We start from the raw sequence: 20,632 nt of genomic DNA, 5'->3' as shown, positions 1-20,632 counted from the left end.
CAACGGCGTTATCGTAACACGGTCGCAACGACGCCCTTCAGAGCACTCGGTACAATCGCGGGCAAGTCAGAAGCAGACAGCTCGCGCGGTTTGCGAGTGAACGCCTACCCCAGCTGCCAGACGTGCACCGGGTGCTCGTAGCCGCGCACCGGGATCTCGCCGCGCGACACCGCGTCCTTGCAATCGTCGCCGAGTGCCTCGCGCACCGCGGAGGAAATCAGGAATTGCGAGCCGAGCTCCTTGTTCAGCGCCTCGAGCCGCGCGGCAAAATTCACGGTATCGCCGATCACGGTGTACTCCTTGCGCCGGGGCGAGCCGATATTGCCGGCGACGACCTCGCCGATGTGGATGCCGATGCCGATGCGCAGCGGCCAGCTTGACGCCGCGTTGGTGCGCTCGTTCGCCGCGAGCATTTCGCGCGCGGCGGCGACCGCCTGATGCGCGGCGTCGCCGGTCTCGAACGGCGCACCGAACAGCGCGAGAAAGCCGTCGCCCAGAAACTTGTTCACGATGCCGCCATGGCGATCGAGGATATCGACCAGCACTGCAAAAGCGCCGTCGAGCCTGTCCACCACCTCCTGCGGCGAGCGGGTGCGCGCGCCGGCCGTGAAGCTGCGGAAATCCACGAACATCACGGCGACGCGCCGGATGTCGCTCCCGGTGCCGGCGCCCTCCGTCATCAGACGTTCGACCACCTGCGGCGAGACGTGCTGGCCGAACAGATTGGTGATGCGATCGCGCGCGGTGGCGGCCGCGATGCTGGCCGCGAACTGCCGGCGCAGCTGCATGCCGACCGCACCGGCCAGCACGCCGCAGATCAGGATGATCGCGCTGCGCGCGGCGTGATAATAGATGCTGGTCTCGGCCGCGCCGCCGCCCGAGGGATGGAAGAACACCGCCATGTAGAACAGCTCGGTCGCCGCGACGAAGCCGGTGAAGGTCGAGAGCCAGAAGTCGAGCCGCAGCGTCGACAGGATGATGAAGACGAAATAGATCAGCGGCGCCACGAAGCCGAGCGCCTCCTGCGGCCCCATGCTGTTGATGTGCAGCGCCAGCACGACGGTCGGCAGCGACGTCTCGACCAGCACGCCGATGTAGCGCCGGACCACTGGCAGGTCGCGCCCCTTGCGCATGTGCCAGCTGATCGCCCCGTGCACCCAGAACTCGAACAGGATCAGCGGAATGGTGACGTAGAAGACGTAGACGGGGCTGAGGTTGCCGTGCCAGACGCGGCTGACCACGTCGGGCGCAAGGAAATACACCAGCAGGCTGATCGCAGCGAGGGTAGCGGCGGTGCCGATCAGCACCTTGATGCGGAGCAGCTCGGTGGTCATCACCTCGTGCATCAGGGCGTGATGGAAGTCCGTCGCGACCGCCGTGCTTGCCTTGTCTGGAAATTCCGTCAATCCCTTACTCCCGTCATTCCGGGGCGCGAAGCGAACCCCAATTCACACTTGCGAATTGTGGAAGCTCGAGATTCTCTGGTACGCAATTGCGTACCATAGTTCGCCTTCTCGAGGCCCCCGGAATGACGCTCAGTGACAGCCATACTAGCCTCAATCGAGCGTGCGGCGGAAGCGCGTCACCGCGATCGTCATGGCGAACAGCATCAGGGCGACCAATGCGACGGTGTCGTATTGCAGGTTCGGCATCGCCGCCCCCTTCAGCATGATGGCGCGCACGATGCGGATGAAGTGGGTCAGCGGCAGGCCTTCGCCGATATATTGCGCCCAGACCGGCATGCCAGCGAACGGAAACATGAAGCCGGAGAGCAGGATGCTCGGCAGGAAGAACATCATCGAGAGCTGCATCGCCTGCAGCTGGTTCTGCACGATGGTCGAGAAAGTATAGCCGATCGACAGGTTGGTGGTGATGAACAGCGTGGTCAGCAGCCCCAGCAGCGTGAGGCTCCCGAGCACCGGCACGCCGAACAGCAACACGCCGATGCCGATGATCAGCCCGGCCTGGATGAACCCGACCATCACGTAGGGGATGATCTTGCCGAACATCACTTCGACCGGCCTGATCGGCATCGACAGCAGGCTTTCCATGGTGCCGCGCTCGATCTCGCGCGTCACCGACAGCGCGGTGAAGATCAGCATGGTCATGGTCAGGATGGTCCCGACCAGCCCGGGCACGATGTTGAGCCGGGATTCCGCCGCCGGGTTGTACCGGGCATGGGCACGGATCTCGAACGGCATGTCCGGGGGATCGCCGATGTGCAGATCATGCGCCAGCGCCGATTGCACCAGCGGCCCGAGCGCGCCGAGCGCCGAGCCCGCCGCGACCGGATCGGTGGCATCGGCCGCGACCAGCAGCGCCGGCTTGTCGCCACGGCGCACCGCGCGCTCGAAGCCGCGCGGGATCTCGACGCCGAACAGCACCTTGCCGGATTGCAGCAGCTCATCGAACTGCTCGACGTTATGCACCTCGCGCGTGAAGCGGAAATAGGCGGTATTCTCCATCGCCTTCAGGATCGAACGTCCGAGGTCCGAATCCTCCTGCAGCAGCACTGCGGTCGGCAGATGACGCGGCGTGGTGTTGATGGCGAAGCCGAACAACAAGAGCTGCATCACCGGGATGATGATGATCATGGCGAAGGACACGCGGTCACGGCGCAGCTGGATGAATTCCTTGACCAGCATCGCGTAGCTGCGCCGCCAGAAGCCGAATGCCGGCTCCCTTGTCTTTCCGGCCTGGATCGTATCCGTTGCGCTCATCGGAACCTATCCTTGAAAATTATCCTTGAAAATTATCCTTGGAAGCTATCCTTGGAAGTTATCCTTGGAGCGCCCCATCAGGTCGATGAAGACGTCTTCGAGCGACGGCTCGCTGGCCTGCCAATGCCATTTCGAATTGTCCCGATAGGGCGCGATCGCGGCCTCGAGCGCCGCCTTGTCGCGACCCGAGACGTGCAGGCTGGTGCCGAACGGCGCCGCCATGTCGACGCCCGGCTTGCCCGCCAGCTCGGCCATCAGCCCGTTGAAATCCTCGCCGGTCACCGTCCAGGTCGACAGCTTGGACTTCGCGATCACCTCGTCCACGGTGCCATGCGCCAGGAGATGGCCGTAGGCGATGTAGGCGATCTCGTGACAGCGCTCGGCCTCGTCCATGTAGTGAGTCGAGACCAGCACGGTGAGGCCTTCGGCGGCAAGCGCGTGGATCTCGTTCCAGAAATCGCGCCGCGCTTTGGGATCGACGCCGGCTGTCGGCTCGTCCAGCAGCAGCAGTTGCGGATTGGGCAGCGTGCAGGCGCCGAGCGCCAGCCGCTGCTTCCAGCCGCCGGACAGTTCGCCGGCGAGTTGCTCCTCGCGCCCCTTCAGGCCGATGCGCGCGATCATGTCGGCCGCGGCGCCGCGCGCGTCCGGCATGCCATAGAGCCGCGCCACGAATTCGAGATTCTCGCGCACCGACAGATCCTGGTACAGGCTGAAGCGCTGCGTCATGTAGCCGACCTTGCGCTTGATCTTGTCGGCATCGCGCCGGATGTCGTAGCCGAGGCAGGTACCCTCGCCGCTGTCGGGCGTCAGCAGGCCGCACAGGATGCGGATGGTGGTGGTCTTGCCGCTGCCGTTGGGACCGAGGAAGCCGTAGATCGAGCCGCGCTTGACCTGCATCGACAGATCATGGACGACCTCGCGTCCGCCGAACGACTTGGTCAGGCCCTTCACATCGATGGCGATGGAGGGTGCGTCGGACCGCGCGCTGGTGGAGCCGCCGTTCATCTGCGGTCCGCCACCGGCGTCTTGGGGGTGGTCTTGGGATTGAGGTAGATGCTGATCGGCTGACCGACGCGCAGCACATCGGGCCGGCTTGGCCGCGCCTGGATCAGATAGACCAGCTTGTTGCGCTCATCGAGGCTGTAGATGACCGGCGGCGTGTATTCCGCGGTGGTGGCGATGAAGTAGATCTTTGCCGTGAGGTCGGCGGCGCAATTGTCGCAGGTCACCCTCACCTCGTCGCCGAGCGCGAGCTTCGGCAGCTCGGTCTCCGGCACGAAGAAGCGCAGCTTCATGTTGCCGGGCGGCATGATCGACAGCACCGGGCGCTGCGCCTGCACCATCTCGCCCTCGCGGAAATAGATCTGCTGGATCGAGCCCGCGATCGGCGCAAAGCCCTTGCGGCGGTCGAGCCGGGTCTGCGAGGTGTTGACCCGCGCCTCCGCAACGCGCAGCGCCGAGACCGCGGAATCCAGGCTAGCCTGGGTGCCGGCGCCGGTGCCGCGCAGCGAGGCGGCGCGGTCATAGCTCTGCCGCGCGTTGGCGAGGGTCGCGTTGTTCTGGTTGAGATCGGCGCGCTGCAAATCATCGTCGACCGAATAGAGCAGATCGCCGGGCTTGACCTCGTCGCCCTCGCGCACGTTGAGCTTGATGACGCGGCCGGATTCATCGGGGCTGACGAAGATCATGTCGGCCTCGACCCAGCCCTGGAAGCCGGGATCGCGCTTCTCCTGGCAGCCGGCCAGCGCCGCCGCCAGGGCCACTGCGGTCACGAGCTTCATGATGCGCGAGCCGGTCATGTCTTGCTCCGTTCGCCGAAGATCAGATCGAGATGAACCTTGAACATCGCGAGGGCATCGAGCGGCGCGTGCCGGGCAAACAGGCTCTGCCAGATCACCGCGACGATCGCGGGCGCCACGACGAGCTGGGGAAACTGCGCGAGCTGGCGCTGCCTGATCTCGCCGCGCGTAATCGCGAGCTGGATCAGCGCCTGCATCGCGGCCATCCCCTTCGACACCACCTCGCGGAAATAGAAGTCGGCGATCGCCGGGAAGCGCGGCCCTTCGGAGACGATCAGGCGGACGATGTCGCCGCGCCGGGTCGACACGATCTCGCGGATGAAGGTCTCGGCAAACCTCTCCACCGCATCGCGCACCGGGCCGGTGATGGTGGGCGGCGCGGCCATGCGATTGACCAAAGGCACGACGGCGGTGCGGATCAGCTCCTCGAACATCGATTCCTTGTCCTTGAAGTACAGATAGAGCGTGCCCTTGGCGACGCCCGCCCGCTTGGCGACATCGTCGAGCCGCGTCGCGGCAAAGCCGCGCGCGATGAACTCGTCCATCGCCGCCGCGACGATCGCAGCGCGCCGCTCCGCCGATTTCTCGGCGCGGTTCGCGGCGGGCTTCGGCTCAGGCAGCTTTGCCGAGGCCACCTTCGGGATCCTCGCCGCGGCAGCCCGGATCGTGGTGGTCCGGCGCTTGGCAAGCCGGGAGCGGGTCGCTCTTTCGATGCGCTTTGTCATGACCATAATATGACTGACCAGTCAGTCATTGTCAATGCGTTCAGGGAAAACGTCTGCCGGCCGGAAGCGTTCCTGCCGGCCTTCGCGGCTTCTTTGGGTGCGCATCGGTTCGCGATCTCGTGCCGCAAATGCCCGAGTTTGCTGCTTTATTTCCGTCTCTCGGGAGAACAGATGGCGCAGGAAAAGTCGGTTGCCGATCGTACCCACGGGCCCTGTGCAACAAGAAGGCGCAGGGGCGGCACCACAGGTGTAACCGGAGCAATCCGGCTTTCCCTGCGCGATGCGCTACGGCTCACTTCGTGCTCTCCCCGGCAAGATCGGGGGGATTTTGATACAAGCGATCGGCTGGGGGAAACACCTATGAGCGATTGGCTACACAACCTTTCTGTGCCGTGGATGGCCTTCATCGTCTTCGGCTTCACCTATCTTGTTGCCATTCTCATTTTCGCAGGCGTTGCGATCCTGTCGACCAAGGAGCGCGCAACGTCCTTCAAATCGATCTCTCCCGGCATGTTGCCGGTGCTCGGCATCCTTTTCGGCCTGTTTGTCGCGTTCACCGCGGCACAGGTCTGGAGTGACAGCGATCGCGCCGCCGCGGCGGTGAGCCGCGAAGCCAGTTCGTTGCGCGCGGTCATCTTGCTCGCCGGCGGCCTGCCGCCGGAGCAGGAGGCGCGCCTGCGCGGCCTCGTTCGCGACTACATCGAGGAAACGGTCGCCGTGGAATGGCCGATGATGGCGCGCCAGGCCGCATCGCTCAAGGCAGCGCCTGCCGCGCTGACCGCGGCGTTGCGGCTTGTCGTGTCAACGCCCGCGCAAAACCCGGGCCAGCAGACGACGCAGCACGAGATCATCACCAATCTGAATTCGGCACTCGATGCCCGACGACAACGGATCATCGTCAGCCAGACCGAAGTCGACTCGATCAAATGGTGGTGCCTCTACCTTCAGGCCATCTGCGAGCTATTGGTCATCGCCCTTGTTCATTGCGACAACCGGTTGGGGTCCGCCATCGCGATGGGACTGTTCGCGACCGGCGTGGCCACATCGGTTCTGCTGATCGCCGCGCACGATCGACCATTCACCGGTCAGATATCGATTGCGCCGACGCCGCTGCTGCAGATCATGCCGGACAAGGAGGCGAGCCGATAAGCGCCGGACTGCGCTACGCGCGCTGTCCGCTACGTGTGAAACTTCAGCCCGTCGAGGACCTTGTCGACCACCTTGCGCTCGGCGCGAATGGCGAGGCCGACCAGATTGAGCTCGCTGCGCGCGACCGCCTTCACCACCTCGCGGTTGGCGGCGTCATGCGTGGTCCTGAACATGTCCTCGGTGTAAAGCGCCGGCTGCACGTTGCGCGCCAGCGCGCGCTCCAGCGCCCGCGACAGCGCAGGCCCGTCGGCGCCGTAGATCAGGATCGGCTGGCCGATCAAAGAGAGATATCTGGTCCCCGAGCCGTCCTCGTAATTCTCGCCGATGCATTCGGGAAAGGAAGCGGCGATGCCGCCGGCAAGAAACGACGCCACGTTGAGCTTCTGCCAGACTTCCAGGTCGGTGCGGATCACGACCGCGATCTTGGTGTCGAACTGCATGGCGATAAATCTATCCGCAGGTTGACGACAAATGCCAGTTCTGACCGCGCATCCCTCATCTGCCCGCCAGGTGCTGACGTTAGTTTCTTAAGCAACCCACGTGCGGACCCTGCCCGCCTGAACGGCGACATCGCGGCTGGCGAAGCTGATATCGCTGCGGCGAAGAAGCTCCACCCACACGTCGACCGCTAGCCGTGCGACGTCGCAAAGGCTCGGCGCCCGTGCCGGGGCGGAAAGCAATAGTCAGGTCCTGCGCCGCGTAGTAGGCTTCGGGCGTTCGATGACCATCAGCATATTTCAGGGCATTGCATCATGATCAGCAAGGCCGATGTTGTTGTTATTGGTTCGGGCGGATTGGGCGCGGCCACAGCCTATTATCTGAGCAAGCGCGGCGGTCTCAGCGTCGCCCTTGTCGACAAGCATGCGATCGGATCGCAAACCTCCCCCCGCGCGGCAGGCATGGTGAGTTGCGCACGCAAGAGCGACTTGATGATTGGCCTCATCAAGGACGCATGCCGCAAGATCGAGGCGTTCACGGAAGAAACCGGCCAGCCGCTCGACTGGGTGCATTCGGGCAGCCTGAAGGTTGCGCGCCGGCCACAGGACGCCGAAGTGATCGAGGACGACTTCGAGCGCGGACGCCGCACCGGCCTCGATGTCGAGCTGATCTCTCCGGAACAGGCGAGCGGTCTCAATCCGTTCTTGCAGCCGACGGGTGTCGTCGCAGCGATGCGGATCGGCGACGACCGGTATTTCGACCCGGCGCAGGTTGCCGTCGGTTTCGCCACAGCCGCCGCGGCCAACGGTGCAACCTTGCTGCCGAAGACCGACGTGCGCGCCGTCAACATCGTCGGCGGCACCGTGATCGGCTTGACCACCGCGAACGGCGTCATTGAAAGTCCGGTTGTCGTCGATGCGGCCGGTGCGTGGACGCGGCAGGTCGCGGAGGCGAGCGGGATTCGCGTGCCGCTGGTGCCGACCCGGCAGCAATTGATCGTCACCGAGCCTTTGGATGGCGTCCGTGCCGACTTGCCGATGATCCGCATCATGGATGCCGCGGTTTATGCCCGCCCGTGTCAGGGCGGTTTCCTGTGGGGTGTCTACGAGGAAGCGCCGCGCTTCTTCGACATGCAGTCGCTTGGCGCCGGCTTCGACGTCAAGGACATGCCGCTCGACATCGGAGTGCTTCATGCCGCCGCCGATGAGGTCAAGGACCAGCTCCCGTTCCTGCAAACCGCCAAGGTGCGGGAGTTTCGCGGCGGCATTCCGACCATGACCGCCGACGGCCATCATATTCTCGGCCCAGCCATTGGCGTGGCCGGCTTCTATTTTGCAAGCGGGTGCAACGTCGCCGGTCTGTCGATCTCGCCGACCGTCGGCGAGGCGCTTGCGGCCTGGATCGTGGACGGCAACCCGCCCGTCGATCTATCGCCGATGTCGGTCATGCGGTTCAAAGATCAATCGTGGTCTGAAGATCAATTGGAGCGCGACGCCGCCTGGCAATACCGGCACTTCTATGGCGCCGTCTGAGCGCGCGGCAGCGCGCTTTGCCCACCAGGCGGATTGCGGCGACTGCCCTACCCCTTGGCGTCGCAGGCCCAGGCGCGGATCACGCATTCCTTGCCGCCATAGTCGTAGCACTTCTTGGTCGCGGCATTGAGCGAGCTCGAGATATTCGGCGCCACGGCATAGCCATGGGCGCCGCAGGGATTTTTCATGTCGATCGAGAGCGCGGCGCAGGCCCGCTTCATGGTCACGGTGGTGCAATCGCCCTTGCACTGCTTCAGCGCCGCGGCACGCGCCGCGCCTTCCGCCGGATAGTCATAGGCCTGGCCGTAAGCTCCGCACTTGCCGACCGCGAACGCGCCAGCCGCGCGCGCCTTGGGCACGAAGGTTTCCACCGAGAAACGCGTGGCGCCGAGCAGCAATGTCAGGACGAGAATCGTCAGCGCGCGACGCTGCGCGGCGGCGGTCGAAATGATCAAGCGGAAATCCCCCAAGGCCCGGCGCGGACTGTACGCAGGGGTCGTTTCCAGATGGTGAATGACGGGTTGAGGGCGAGTTCTATCCACTCGTCGTCCCGGCGAAGGCCGGGACCCATAGCCACCGATGGTGATGATTGCGCGAGGCTCTGGCCGCTGTCCCACCAACAACAACGATTGGTGGTAATGGGTCCCGGCCTTCGCCGGGACGACGCGGATAGTGTTTAGCCCCGCCGCGCAGCTTCCAGCGCCTGCGGCGTGTCGATGTCGAGGAAGGCGCTGTCGCCTTCGACCGGGACCTCGGCGACCACCTCGGCATGCTTGGTGATCAAGTGACGGGCGCCGATGTCGCCGTCGAGCGTCATCAGTTCCTTGAAGAAGCGCCGCGACCACAGCACCGGATTGCCGCGGCGGCCCTCGCTGACCGGGACCGCGATCAGATGGCCGCGGTCCGGCGCGAAGGTCTCGATCAGGCGGTCGATCAGCTTCGCATCGATCAGCGGCATGTCGCCGAGGCAGACGATCGCGCCATCGGCGCTGTCGGACACCGCCGCAATGCCCGCCTTCACCGAACTGGCGAGGCCGCCCGCGAAATCCGGGTTGCGGACGAACTTGACCTTGAGGCCATCGAGCGCCTGCTCGACCAGTTCGGCCTGATGCCCGGTGACAACGATCACCTCGGAGGCCTTCGACGCCAGCGCCTGCTCGGCGACGATGCGCGCGAGCTTCTTGCCGTCGAGCTCGGCGAGCAGCTTGTTCGGGCCACCCATCCGGGTCGAGCGGCCGGCGGCGAGCACGATCGCGGCGACGTTGCGGTTGCCTTCGGTGTCCGGCACGGTGCGCGGCTGCGGCCGCGTCACGATCTCCATCAGAAGTCCCCCGACGCCCATACCGGTGAGATCCGACCGCTTCACCTTGATGCCGGCGAGCAGCCGCATCAAGACCCAGTCGAAGCCGTTCTCGACCGGCGAGCGCGCGCAGCCCGGCGCGCCAAGCACCGGCACGCCGCCGGCGCTGCCGATCAGCAGCAGATTGCCCGGATCGACCGGCATGCCGAAATGCTCGACCGCGCCGCCGATCTCGGTGATCGCAGCCGGAATCACGTCGCGGCGGTCGGCGATCGCGGACGCCCCGAACACGATGACGAGCTCGGCGCCCAGCCCGAGCAATTCCTTGATCGAGGCGGCGAGCACGGTTTCGTCATGCGGCACGCGGCGCTCGGCGATGATGGTGGCGCCGGCCGGCGCGAGCCGCTCGGCGGTGACGCGCAGCGTCTTGTCGATCACCTTCGGCGCGAGGCCCGGCAGCAGCGTCGAGACCACGCCGACCTTCCGGATCACATAGGGCGCGATCCGCAGCGTATCCTTACCGGCGACCGCAACGGCGGCATCGCGTAAGCGCCCCTCGACGCCGAACGGGATCAGCTTGACGGTCGCGATCATCTCGCCTTCGACCACCGGCTTGAACGCGGCAAGGGTTGCGAAGGTGATGGCCTCGTCGACGTCGTTGATGCGGTCGACCGCGGCGCGATCGATCACCAGCACGCCGGGGCGCGCCGCGAACAGGTTGGCGCGGCCGGTGAAGGCGCGCTCGACATTGACGCCCTCGCCCGCCACCGCCTGCGCGATGCTGGCGGCCGCGGCGTCCTCGGAGACGTCGCCCTCGTCGAGCCGCACCACGACGATCTCGTCGACGCCGGCCTTGGTCAGCGCCTCGACCTCGGCGGGGCCGATCGTGGTGCCCTTTTTGAGCACCAGCGCGCCCTGGCGGAGGGTGTGAACGGTGACGCCGCCAATCGCGTCGGCCGGACTGGCGGGACCGAATTTCATGCCGCTTCTTCTTTTTGCTTGGAGTTTTCTTTCGGAGGCAGGCGCAGCTGCGCGGTGATCTCGGCCATGATCGCGACCGCGATCTCCGACGGCGACACCGCGCCGATGTCGAGGCCGATCGGCGCGTGGATGCGCGCGATGTCGCTGTCCCTGGCGCCTTGCGCGCGCAGCCGCTCGGCGCGCTTGGCGTGGGTCTTCCGCGAGCCGAGCGCGCCGATATAGAAGCAGTCGCGGTCGAAGGCGTGCAGCAGGGCCGGATCGTCGATCTTCGGATCGTGCGTCACCGCGACGAAGGCCGTGTAGTGATCGACATTGAGCGGCGGCAGCGCGACGTCGGGCCATTCGGCGACCAGCGGCACGTCGGGGAAGCGCTCCGGGCTCGCAAACGCGGTGCGCGGATCGACCACCGTGACGTCATAGTCGAGCGAGCGCGCCAGCGGCGCCAGCGCCTGGCTGATATGGACCGCGCCGATGATCACGAGCTTTGCGGTCGGCGCGTAGACGTTGAGGAACAGTTTCTTGGTCCCGACCTCGACATTGCCGCTCTTGCCCATCCGCAGCTGCTTTGCGAGTTCGGCCCGCAGCGGATCGGCGGCGATGTCCGCGGCCTTGACCAGGCGCTGCTCGCCATTGGCGGTGTCGGTGACGACGATCACCGGGCGGCGCGCGGCGCGCTCGGCGTTCAGTTCTTTCAGGATCTCGAGCTTCACGGCTAACCGACCTTCTCGACGAACACGCGGATGGTACCGCCGCAGGACAGGCCGACATTCCAGGCCGTCTCGTCGGCGACGCCGAATTCGAGCATTTTTGGCTGGCCGCTCGCGATCACGTCGAGCGCTTCCGTCACGACAGCGCCCTCGACGCAGCCGCCGGAGACCGAGCCGAGAAACGTGCCGTCGTCATTGATGACGAGGCTCGAGCCGGCCGGGCGCGGCGCCGAGCCCCAGGTCTCGACCACGGTGGCAAGCGCCACGCCATGGCCCTCTTTCTGCCAGGTCTCGGCGGCCTGCAGGATGTCTTCGTCGCGGTTCAGCATGGCGGCCTCCTGTGAAATCGGATGCTTCTTAGGCTACAGAGCGGATCAGGCTGCGGTGGTGCGCCGGCGGCGGGGACGACAGAGCCCCGATCAAGCCCTTGATGGACGTCAAGTTATGCACCGGGCGAAATTCGTCAACGTGGGGCAACATCATTTTGATGCCCTGCGCCTTGGCCTCGAAGCCGGAGTAGCGCAGCAGCGGATTGAGCCAGATCAGGCGGCGGCAGGAACGGTGCAATCGGTCCATCTCGAAGGCCAGTTTGGCATCAGCCTCCCGTTCTAGTCCATCGGATATAAGGAGGACGATGGCGCCCTGCCCGAGCACCCGGCGGGCCCAGAGCTGGTTGAAGCTGTGCAGCGAGGTCGCGATCCGCGTCCCGCCGGCCCAGTCCTCGACCGAGGACGAGCAGCTCGCCAGCGCCTCGTCGGGGTCACGGGCCCGCAACGCCCGCGTCACATTGGTCAGGCGGGTGCCGAACAGGAACACCGAGACCCGCTTGCGGGCGTCGGTGATGGCATGCAGGAAGTGCAGGAACAGGCGGGTGTACTCGCTCATCGAGCCCGAGATATCGAGCAGCGCCACGATCGGCGCCGGCTTCTCGATCCGGCCGAGCTTTCGGATATCGATAATCTCGCCGCCGGTGCGCAGCGAGTTGCGCACGGTGCGGCGCATGTCGAGCCGGAGGCCCCGCGCATCCGGCTGGTAGCGACGGGTCACGAGCTCGGCCTGCGGCAGCCGCATCTTGGCGATCTCGCGCGTCACCTCGGCGATCTCCGCCGCGGTCATCTGCGCAAAATCCTTCTTCTGCAGCACCTCCTTGTCGGAGACCGAGAGCTTGAGCTCCTGCTCCTGGGCCTGCGGCCGCTCCTCGCTCCGCGCCGGCTGGGCCATCGCCTCCTGGACGCGGCGCGAGGCCGGCGGCGGCTTCTTCCTGGCGTGGTCGGGCAGCGGCACCGAATCCAGCATGCTCTTCCACTCCTCGGCGGCGCGGAAGAACAGTTCGAAGGCCTGGCGGAAGATCAGCGCGTGCTCATGGCGCTTGACGAAGATCGCTTCCAGCGTGGCGTAGAAGTCGCCGCGATGCCCAACCTCGATCAGCTGCAGCGCGTCGAGCGCATCGATCACCGAGCCCGGTCCGACCGGGAGCCCGGCCGCCCGCAGCGCGCGGGCAAAGCCGATCACGTTGTCGGCCATGTGGCCGGTCGGAGGCGCGAGGTGGTTGATCGCCATCGTGATCCATTTCCCGTCGTTCCGGGGCGCGCGCGAAGCGAGCAAACCCGGAATCTCGAGATTCCGGGTTCGATGCTGACGCATCGCCCCGGAATGACGGACGTTGTTATGACGCGCGACTTACGTCTCGCTCGTCGCTTCCTTCAATGTCTTCTGCAGCGCATCGCCCTGCATGCGCGCGATGTCGTCCTGATACTTCAAGAGTGCGCCCAGCGTGTCGCCGACCACCTGCGGCGTCAGCGAGCGGGCGTCGAGCTCGGACAGCGCGGTGGCCCAGTCGATGGTCTCGGCAACGCCCGGCGACTTGTAGAAGTCCTGGTTGCGCAGCGCCTGCACGAAGCGGACGACCTGCTGCGACAGCTTTGCGGAAATGTTCGGCACCCGCGACTTGACGATCGCGAGCTCGCGCTCGGCGGAAGGATAATCCACCCAGTGATAGAGGCAGCGCCGCTTCAGCGCGTCGTGAATCTCGCGCGTGCGGTTCGAGGTGATGATCACGATCGGCGGCGCCGGCGCCTTCACGGTGCCGAGCTCGGGGATCGTGACCTGGAAGTCGCTGAGGATTTCCAGCAGATACGCCTCGAACGCCTCGTCGGCGCGGTCGAGCTCGTCGATCAACAGTACCGGAGGACCTGCGACGTCGGGCTCGAGCGCCTGCAGCAGCGGCCGCTTGATCAGGAAGCGTTCGGCGAAAATGTCGCTCGCGAGCTGGTCGCGATCGGTGTCGCCGGAAGCCTCCGCAAGGCGGATCGCGATCATCTGCGCCGCACTGCTCCACTCGTAGACGGCGGAGGCGACGTCGAGGCCTTCATAGCATTGCAGGCGGATCAGCTTGCGCCCGAGCGCGGCCGACAACACCTTTGCGATCTCGGTCTTGCCGACGCCGGCCTCGCCTTCGAGGAACAGCGGCCGGCCCATCCGCAGCGCGAGATAGGTCACGGTCGCAAGCGACCGTTCGGCGAGATAGCCGCGCGAGGTCAGGAGATCCTCGAGCGCATCGACGGAAGTGGGTAACGCCGATGCACTCATGGAACAGCCAGTCTTCGAACGAGAGTGAGCAAGGTCACGCCTTGGTACTTAGTCCTTGGCGTTCGCGGTTTCCACCGCCCGGCGCGTCAAAACGCCGATCAGATGCGCGCGGTATTCCGCACTGCCGTGCAGGTCGCTGTTCAGCCCGTCGGCCGAAACCGCGATGCCGTCGAGCACCTTGTGCGAGAAGCGCTTCTTAAGAGCGTCCTCGAACGCGGTGACGCGGAATACGCCGTCGGAGCCCGCACCGGTGACCGCGACGCGCACGTCGGACGGACGCTTGGCCACGAACACGCCGACCAACGCATAACGCGAGGCCTGGTTACGGAACTTGACGTAGGCCGCCTTCTTCGGCAGCGGGAACATCACCTTGGTGATGATTTCGTCGGCTTCCAGCGCGGTCGAGAACAGGCCCTGGAAATACTCCTCGGCCTTGAGGCGGCGCTTGTTGGTGACGATGGTCGCGCCCAGCGCCAGCACCGCGGCCGGATAGTCGGCGGTCGGGTCATTGTTGGCGAGCGAGCCGCCGATGGTGCCGCGGTGGCGCACGGCGGGATCGCCGATCAGGCCGGCCAGTTCGGCCAGCGCCGGGATCGCCTCGCCCACGACCGCGGAGTTCGCGACCTCGGCGTGCTTGGCGGTGGCCCCGATGACCAGCGAGCGGCCCTTCATCTCGATGGTGTCGAGACCTTCGATATGGGAGAGGTCGACCAGATGCGGCGGGCTGGCGAGCCGCTGCTTCATGACCGGCACCAGCGTGTGACCGCCGGCGATCAGCTTGGCGTCCTCGTTCTTCACCAGGAGATTGGCGGCCTGCCGCACGGTGCCGGGACGGTGATATTTGAATTCGTACATTGGAATGTCCTGATCGCGGTCGCGATGAATTGCTGATTACGCGAGGCCCGACTTTGTTAGGCCAAGTCCGACTTCGCCATCGCCTTGGCGCCGGCGGCGATCGAAGCGACGATATTCTGGTAGCCGGTGCAGCGGCACAGATTGCCTTCCAGCTCCTCGCGGATCACCTCGTCGGAGAGCTCGTGGCCCTTGCGATGGACCAGGTCGACCGCGGTCATGATCATGCCCGGCGTGCAGAAGCCGCACTGCAGGCCGTGATGCTCGCGGAAGGCCTCCTGCATCGGATGCAGCGGCGCGCCATCGGCCGCCAGCCCCTCGATGGTCTTGACCTCATGACCGTCCGCCATCACCGCAAGCGTCGTGCAGGACTTCACCGCCTTGCCGTCCAGATGCACGACGCAGGCGCCGCACTGCGAGGTGTCGCAGCCGACATGGGTGCCGGTCAGCCGCAGGTTTTCGCGCAGAAACTGGACCAGAAGGGTACGGGGGTCGACATTCGCGTTCACGGGGTTGCCGTTCACGATCATTGAAATCTTGGCCATCAGCACTCTCTTATCTGCGCCACCGCATATCGGCGAAGCAGGCGGTTTTAAATCATTCCAGACGGCATAATATGGGCGCGCCCCGCGATGGGCAACCTTTCGAGCCACCCATCCAGGACATAACGGCAAGACATGGCCGGACCTGAATAATCCAGCCGAAAGGCGGAGCTAACCCTGCACCGCCTTGGCGAAATTTGCAAAGAATTCATCGGCCAGCTTCTTGGCGGCGCCGTTGATCAGGCGCTGGCCGAGCTGGGCGAGCTTGCCGCCGATCTGCGCCTCCACATTGTAGCTCAGAAGCGTGCCGCCATCCTTGTCGGCAAGGCCAACGGTGGCGCCGCCCTTGGCAAAGCCGGCGACCCCGCCCTCGCCTTCGCCTGAGATCTTGTAGCCGTTCGGCGGGTCGAGATCGCTCAATGTGACCTTGCCCTTGAAGCGGGCGGAGACCGGGCCGACCTTCATCTTGGCGGTGGCGCGGAAGCCGCCCTCGTCGGTCTTCTCCAGCTCTTCGCAGCCGGGAATGCAGGCCTTCAAAACTTCGGGATCGTTGAGCTTGTCCCACACAGCCTGGCGCGGCGCTGCAAGCTGGACTTCGCCGGTCATTGTCATGGCCATGGGGGACCTCCTCGATCGCTAGAACCTTTTCCCCCAAGTAAAGCAGCCGGGACACAAAGGAAAGGGCACCTTCGGAGGATGAGCGATGCATATTCGCAACCGCAGCAAACCAAGCCCACCGTTCACGAAATCGCGCAATCCCCGCTGTTGAAAATGCAGGCAGCCCCGGGGCATTGGCAGCGACGCGCGACAGTGGTTAGGTCGCCGGCCATGAGCACAGCCCTTTCTCCCCTGCTTGCGCCGATGCTGTCGAGCGCCGCGATGCGCGCGGTGTGCGACGACGCCGCCACGCTGCAGAACATGCTGGATTTCGAGGCCGCACTGGCCCGCGCCGAGGCGGCCTGCGGGGTGATTCCCGCAGCTGGCGCGGGACCGATCGGCAGCGCCTGCAAGGCCGAATCGTTCGACCTCGCCGCGCTGGCCGACGCCGCGACGCGGTCCGGCAATCTGGCGATCCCGCTGGTGAAGACCCTGACCGCCAACGTCGCCAAGGCGGATGCCGAGGCGGCGCGCTACGTGCATTGGGGTGCGACCAGCCAGGACGTCATCGACACCGCGACGATGCTGTCGCTGCGCGCGGGGATCGACGCGCTGCTGGCCGATCTCGACCGCGCCGTTGCCGGCTTCGCCGGGCTTGCGCGCGCCCATCGCAACACCGCCGTGGTGGCGCGGACCTGGCTGCAGCACGCATTGCCGATGCCATTTGGGCTGAAGCTCGCCGAATATGCCGCGGTGCTGCATCGCTCCCGCAAGCGGCTGCTGCGCCTGCGCCGCGAGACGCTGGCGCTGCAATTCGGCGGCGCCGCCGGGACGCTCGCCGCGCTTGGCGACAAGGGCTTAGCGGTCGCCGCGCAGCTTGCGCAAGAGCTCGATCTGCCGCTGCCGGATGCGCCCTGGCATACCCATCGCGACCGCATCGCCGAGGCCGCGTCGGTGTTCGCGATCCTCGCGGGCAGTTGCGGCAAGATCGCGCGCGACGTGTCGCTGATGATGCAGACCGATGTCGGCGAAGCCTTCGAGCCCGCGGGCGCCGGCCGCGGCGGCTCCTCCACCATGCCGCACAAGCGCAATCCCGTCGCTGCCGCGAGCGCGCTGGGGGCTGCGACCATGGCGCCGAACCTTGCCGCCACGATCTTCGCCGCGCAGGTGCAGGACCATGAGCGCAGCGCCGGCCCGTGGCACGCGGAATGGCCGACCTTGCCGGGCCTGATGCTGGTGACCTCGGGCGCGCTTGCCGCCATCGTTGATCTCGCCGAAGGGCTCGAGGTCGATGCGGCGCGGATGCGCGTCAATCTCGATGCGACTCAAGGGTTGATCATGGCGGAAGCCATCACCTTTGCGCTCGCCGACAAGATCGGCAAGAGCGACGCCCATCATCTGATCGAGGCCGCCAGCAAGCGCGCGGTCGCGGAGAAGAAGCATCTGCGCGAGGTGCTGTCGGCGGACGCCAAGGTCACCGCACATCTCGACGCGAAACGCATCGCGGAGCTGTTCGAGCCGATGGCCTATCAGGGCGCCTCGCAAGCGCTGATCGACCGCCTGCTGGCTTCACTGGATGACAAATAGCGACGATGTCGTTGCCGGACAAAAGCGCAAAGCGCGTCTTCGCGCAGATGACCCGGCAAGCGCATGACGAGAGGGACAAGACGATGCCGATGATCAACGCCGACGGGTGCCTGCTCAACGTCCAGGTGGACGGCCGCGACGGCGGACCGACCCTGATGCTGTCGAACTCGCTCGGCTGCACCCTGCAGATGTGGGAGCCGCAGATGAAGGCGCTGACGCAGATGTTCCGCGTCATCCGCTACGACCGTCGCGGCCACGGCAAGTCCGGTGTGCCCGCCGGCCCCTACTCCATGGAGCGGTTCGGCCGCGACGTGCTGGCGATCCTCGACGACCTCAACATCGAGAAGGTGCATTGGTGCGGCCTGTCGATGGGCGGCATGGTCGGACAGTGGCTGGGAGCGAATGCCCCGGAACGATTCGGCAAGATCATCCTGGCCAACACCGCCTGCTACTATCCCGATCCGACCAACTGGCTGAACCGCATCAAGGCGGTGAAGGAAGGCGGCATCGCCGCCGTCGCCGACACCGTGATTGCCGGCTGGCTGACCGCCGATTTCCGCGAGCGCGAGCCGGAGACCGCGGCGCGCATGAAAGCAATGCTGGTTGCCTCGCCGGTCGAAGGCTATCTCGCCTGCTGCGAGGCGCTGTCGACGCTCGACCAGCGCGCGCTGCTGCCCAGGATCAAGAGCCCGACTTTGGTGATCGCGGGCAAGCAGGACATGGCGACGCCAGTGTCGGCGGGCGAAATGATCCGCAGCGGCATTCCCGGCGCCAGCATGACGCTGCTCGATGCCGCGCACATTTCCAATGTCGAGCAGTCGCACGCCTTCACCGAAGCCGTGGTCGGCTTCCTGACGCAGCGGTAACGGTCATCGTCATTCCGGGACGATGCGAAGCATCGAACCCGGAATGACCAAATCAGCACGTAGCCCGGATGCAGCGAAGCGAAATCCGGGACAAGTCTTCGGCCGACGCTGAACCCCCCGGATTGCGCTGCGCTCCATCCGGGCTACGATTTCATGAGGAGACATCCATGGACGACAATCAGCGCCGCGACGACGGCATGACGCAGCGCCGCAAGGTGCTCGGCAATGAATGGGTCGACAAATCGATCAAGAACCGCAACGCGTTCAACACCGACTTCCAGGACCTGATCACGCGCTATGCGTGGGGCGACATCTGGACCCGGCCGCATTTCGATCACCGCACCCGCCGCGTGCTTGTGATCGGCACCATGGTCGCGCTCGGTCAGTGGGACGAATTCCGCCTGCATGTGCGCGCGGCGCTCGCCGAGGGTGGCTTCACGCCCGACGACATCAAGGAGATCCTGCTGCAGCAGGCGATCTATTGCGGCGTGCCCGCGGCCAATCACGCGGTCAAGGAAGCCGGCGCGATCATTGCCGAGCTAGGGCTGCTGAAGGGATAGCTCGCTCGCAGGCGCGCCCGCCTCGGCGACGGGCGCCTCGACGGCTCGCTTCGGCGAGGTCTCGAACAGCATCACGATCGCGGTGCCGAGCAGCATCAGAAGCTCGGACGCATGCATGCGCATTGCTTCGACCTCGCCGACCTTGGAGGCCATCATCATGCTGGCGAAGCTCAGCACGCTGCCGAGGCAGAGCGCCACCGCGAGCGCCTCGTCGGCGCCGCTGCTGCTCTTGCGCAACGGCGAGAACGCTGTCATCGCGAGGAAGACCGCGAAGAACGCCACCACGGTGATCCGCGCCAGCGCGAGCAGCCATGCGAGCCGCACCGTCGCCATCTTGCCGAGGTGCAGATAGTCGCTGGCATAGAACGCGATCGACACGCTCGGCCGCTCATAGAGGCCGTGGATCGGCGACACCATGATGCTGAAGGCAATGATGCTCCAGACCGGAATGAAATAGGCCGCAAGCAGCGCGCCGTTGAAGGAGCTGATCCGCCAGTTGTTCGACATTGCCGCTTCCCGTGCTTCCCGCGCCTTATCCGATTGGCGACGATTCAGGGCGCGAGCTAACGCCGATCAATTGCCGCCAGCAATTTAAACCCTTTGTTAAGGTTAAGCGCGATGCGATGGTTCCGGATCGATGCGATCGGCTCCCGTGCCGACCGAAAATTGGGGGTAAAATGACCGAAAGAACGCGCGTTTTCGTCGCAACGCCCTGCTACGGCGGCGATCTGAAGATGGCCTATGTGCTGTCCGCCCTGAAGCTTCAGGCTGCGGCCACCGCCCGGGGCATCGACATCCAGTTCCATCTGATCGGAAACGAATCGCTGATCGTGCGCGCCCGGAACGAACTGGCCCACCAATTCCTTGCATCCGGCGCCAGCCATCTCCTGTTCATCGACGCCGATATCGGGTTCGAACCCGAGTCCGTCTTCCGGCTGCTGGATTGCGGCACCGATGTTTCGGCCGCGGCCTATCCGCTCAAGCACATCGATTGGGCCAAGGTGCAGCGGGCTGCGGAGGCCAAGCGAAGGAACCTCGCGTCATCCTCGCTGGACTATGTCGTCACATGGGAGGGCGACCAGATCACGGCGCGCGGCGATGGCTTCGCCAAGGTCCGATATGCCGGAACCGGCTTTCTCATGATGAAGCGATCCGCCCTCGTCAGGCTGTGCGACGCCCACCCCGAACTCAAATATCGAGCGAACCACAAGAGCAACGACTTGAACACCGGCGACCTGGTTCGCGCCGACCTCGACCGCGTCTCGCTGTTCGAATGCATGATCGACAAGACGACCGGCGAGTATTTGTCCGAGGATTACGCGTTCTGCCGGCGCTGGATCGACCTCGGCGGCGAAATCTGGCTCGACCTTCGAAGCGAGCTCACGCATTTCGGTTCATACGCCTTCCGCGGCCGCTTCGCCGACCAGTTGGCCTGAACCAGACAGGCCCAGGCTCCAGCTGGAAAACCTGAACAAGGAAGGCCTCGCCTTTCGGCGAGGCCTTCCTGCTGGTTCGGCTCAATTGTCCGAATTAGCGCTCCGGATTGGGCTTCTGGCCCTGCCGGCCCGGATCCTGCTGTTGCTGGCCGGGCTTCTGGCCGCCGCCCTGCTGCTGCTGGCCGGGCTTCTGACTGGGGTTCTGGTTGGGCTGGCCCGGATTCTGATTTGGGTTGCTCATTCAGCTACTCC

General features: G+C 65.4%; 23 protein-coding genes. 6 read left to right on the top strand and 17 right to left on the bottom strand.

Annotated elements, in window-relative coordinates; translation table 11 throughout:
* Positions 1-104: 104 nt before the first annotated feature.
* From JEY66_RS18410 to JEY66_RS18390, 5 genes are all read right to left on the bottom strand, one after another.
* Positions 105-1,346, bottom strand: coding sequence for an adenylate/guanylate cyclase domain-containing protein (locus JEY66_RS18410; RefSeq protein ID WP_080650437.1), 1,242 nt, complete (start codon positions 1,344-1,346; stop codon positions 105-107).
* A 210-nt stretch (positions 1,347-1,556) separates the two neighbouring features.
* Positions 1,557-2,720, bottom strand: coding sequence for an ABC transporter permease (locus JEY66_RS18405; RefSeq protein ID WP_016840430.1), 1,164 nt, complete (start codon positions 2,718-2,720; stop codon positions 1,557-1,559).
* Positions 2,721-2,765: 45 nt separating this feature from the next.
* Complete coding sequence (locus JEY66_RS18400) at positions 2,766-3,725, bottom strand: ABC transporter ATP-binding protein (RefSeq protein ID WP_018272395.1); 960 nt, start codon at positions 3,723-3,725, stop codon at positions 2,766-2,768.
* Positions 3,722-4,519 carry an HlyD family secretion protein gene (locus JEY66_RS18395; RefSeq protein WP_016840428.1) on the bottom strand — a complete coding sequence of 266 codons (798 nt, stop codon included), beginning with the start codon at positions 4,517-4,519 and terminating at the stop codon, positions 3,722-3,724. The genes JEY66_RS18400 and JEY66_RS18395 overlap by 4 nt, the downstream gene beginning before the upstream one ends.
* On the bottom strand, positions 4,516-5,250 hold the full coding sequence (locus tag JEY66_RS18390) for a TetR/AcrR family transcriptional regulator (protein WP_018272396.1): 735 nt from the start codon (positions 5,248-5,250) through the stop codon (positions 4,516-4,518). The genes JEY66_RS18395 and JEY66_RS18390 overlap by 4 nt, the downstream gene beginning before the upstream one ends.
* Positions 5,251-5,253: 3 nt before the next feature.
* On the opposite strand from JEY66_RS18390, the gene JEY66_RS18385 reads away from it, so the two are divergent.
* Positions 5,254-6,393 (top strand): bestrophin-like domain, encoded by a 1,140-nt coding sequence (locus JEY66_RS18385; protein ID WP_244620877.1) that lies wholly within the window; start codon positions 5,254-5,256, stop codon positions 6,391-6,393.
* A 29-nt stretch (positions 6,394-6,422) separates the two neighbouring features.
* Here the strand turns inward: JEY66_RS18385 and JEY66_RS18380 are convergent, their stop codons facing one another.
* Entirely contained in the window at positions 6,423-6,833 is a 411-nt protein-coding gene (locus JEY66_RS18380) for a DUF2000 family protein (RefSeq protein ID WP_018272398.1), read from the bottom strand.
* Between the two features lie 312 nt (positions 6,834-7,145).
* On the opposite strand from JEY66_RS18380, the gene JEY66_RS18375 reads away from it, so the two are divergent.
* A complete protein-coding gene (locus JEY66_RS18375; protein WP_018272399.1) occupies positions 7,146-8,363 on the top strand; it encodes an NAD(P)/FAD-dependent oxidoreductase in 1,218 nt (405 codons plus the stop codon).
* Between the two features lie 47 nt (positions 8,364-8,410).
* Here the strand turns inward: JEY66_RS18375 and JEY66_RS18370 are convergent, their stop codons facing one another.
* The 9 genes from JEY66_RS18370 to JEY66_RS18330 form a co-directional block, all read right to left on the bottom strand.
* Entirely contained in the window at positions 8,411-8,767 is a 357-nt protein-coding gene (locus JEY66_RS18370) for a DUF4189 domain-containing protein (RefSeq protein ID WP_050994039.1), read from the bottom strand.
* A 272-nt stretch (positions 8,768-9,039) separates the two neighbouring features.
* A complete protein-coding gene (locus tag JEY66_RS18365) occupies positions 9,040-10,644 on the bottom strand; it encodes an NTP transferase domain-containing protein (protein WP_018272400.1) in 1,605 nt (534 codons plus the stop codon).
* A complete protein-coding gene (locus JEY66_RS18360) occupies positions 10,641-11,354 on the bottom strand; it encodes an XdhC family protein (RefSeq protein WP_016840421.1) in 714 nt (237 codons plus the stop codon). The genes JEY66_RS18365 and JEY66_RS18360 overlap by 4 nt, the downstream gene beginning before the upstream one ends.
* Before the next feature lie 2 nt (positions 11,355-11,356).
* Positions 11,357-11,680, bottom strand: coding sequence for an XdhC family protein (locus JEY66_RS18355; protein ID WP_018272401.1), 324 nt, complete (start codon positions 11,678-11,680; stop codon positions 11,357-11,359).
* A gap of 28 nt (positions 11,681-11,708) precedes the next feature.
* Positions 11,709-12,911 (bottom strand): vWA domain-containing protein, encoded by a 1,203-nt coding sequence (locus tag JEY66_RS18350; RefSeq protein ID WP_026192974.1) that lies wholly within the window; start codon positions 12,909-12,911, stop codon positions 11,709-11,711.
* A 120-nt stretch (positions 12,912-13,031) separates the two neighbouring features.
* A complete protein-coding gene (locus tag JEY66_RS18345) occupies positions 13,032-13,940 on the bottom strand; it encodes an AAA family ATPase (RefSeq protein WP_016840416.1) in 909 nt (302 codons plus the stop codon).
* Positions 13,941-13,988: 48 nt separating this feature from the next.
* Entirely contained in the window at positions 13,989-14,795 is an 807-nt protein-coding gene (locus JEY66_RS18340; RefSeq protein ID WP_016840415.1) for an FAD binding domain-containing protein, read from the bottom strand.
* A gap of 56 nt (positions 14,796-14,851) precedes the next feature.
* Positions 14,852-15,337, bottom strand: a complete 486-nt coding sequence (locus tag JEY66_RS18335) for a (2Fe-2S)-binding protein (RefSeq protein ID WP_016840414.1) — start codon at positions 15,335-15,337, stop codon at positions 14,852-14,854.
* Positions 15,338-15,505: 168 nt separating this feature from the next.
* Positions 15,506-15,952 carry an SRPBCC family protein gene (locus tag JEY66_RS18330; RefSeq protein ID WP_016840413.1) on the bottom strand — a complete coding sequence of 149 codons (447 nt, stop codon included), beginning with the start codon at positions 15,950-15,952 and terminating at the stop codon, positions 15,506-15,508.
* Between the two features lie 210 nt (positions 15,953-16,162).
* Here JEY66_RS18330 and JEY66_RS18325 point away from each other — a divergent pair, with 210 nt between their 5' ends.
* The 3 genes from JEY66_RS18325 (at position 16,163) to JEY66_RS18315 (ending at position 18,944) form a co-directional block, all read left to right on the top strand.
* Entirely contained in the window at positions 16,163-17,518 is a 1,356-nt protein-coding gene (locus tag JEY66_RS18325) for a 3-carboxy-cis,cis-muconate cycloisomerase (RefSeq protein ID WP_026192975.1), read from the top strand.
* A gap of 83 nt (positions 17,519-17,601) precedes the next feature.
* Complete coding sequence (pcaD, locus tag JEY66_RS18320) at positions 17,602-18,384, top strand: 3-oxoadipate enol-lactonase (protein WP_026192976.1); 783 nt, start codon at positions 17,602-17,604, stop codon at positions 18,382-18,384.
* Positions 18,385-18,551: 167 nt separating this feature from the next.
* A complete protein-coding gene (locus tag JEY66_RS18315; protein ID WP_016840410.1) occupies positions 18,552-18,944 on the top strand; it encodes a carboxymuconolactone decarboxylase family protein in 393 nt (130 codons plus the stop codon).
* Here the strand turns inward: JEY66_RS18315 and JEY66_RS18310 are convergent.
* Positions 18,924-19,451 (bottom strand): hypothetical protein, encoded by a 528-nt coding sequence (locus JEY66_RS18310; protein ID WP_016840409.1) that lies wholly within the window; start codon positions 19,449-19,451, stop codon positions 18,924-18,926. The genes JEY66_RS18315 and JEY66_RS18310 overlap by 21 nt on opposite strands.
* 170 nt (positions 19,452-19,621) lie before the next feature.
* Here JEY66_RS18310 and JEY66_RS18305 point away from each other — a divergent pair, with 170 nt between their 5' ends.
* Positions 19,622-20,380, top strand: coding sequence for a hypothetical protein (locus JEY66_RS18305; protein ID WP_016840408.1), 759 nt, complete (start codon positions 19,622-19,624; stop codon positions 20,378-20,380).
* 94 nt (positions 20,381-20,474) lie between these two features.
* Here JEY66_RS18305 and JEY66_RS18300 read toward each other — a convergent pair whose 3' ends face one another.
* Positions 20,475-20,621, bottom strand: a complete 147-nt coding sequence (locus JEY66_RS18300; RefSeq protein ID WP_016840407.1) for a hypothetical protein — start codon at positions 20,619-20,621, stop codon at positions 20,475-20,477.
* Positions 20,622-20,632: the final 11 nt, after the last annotated feature.

The sequence above is a fragment of the Bradyrhizobium elkanii USDA 76 genome (assembly GCF_023278185.1).
Lineage (GTDB): Bacteria > Pseudomonadota > Alphaproteobacteria > Rhizobiales > Xanthobacteraceae > Bradyrhizobium > Bradyrhizobium elkanii.
This window is presented reverse-complemented; position numbering and strand designations above follow the sequence as displayed.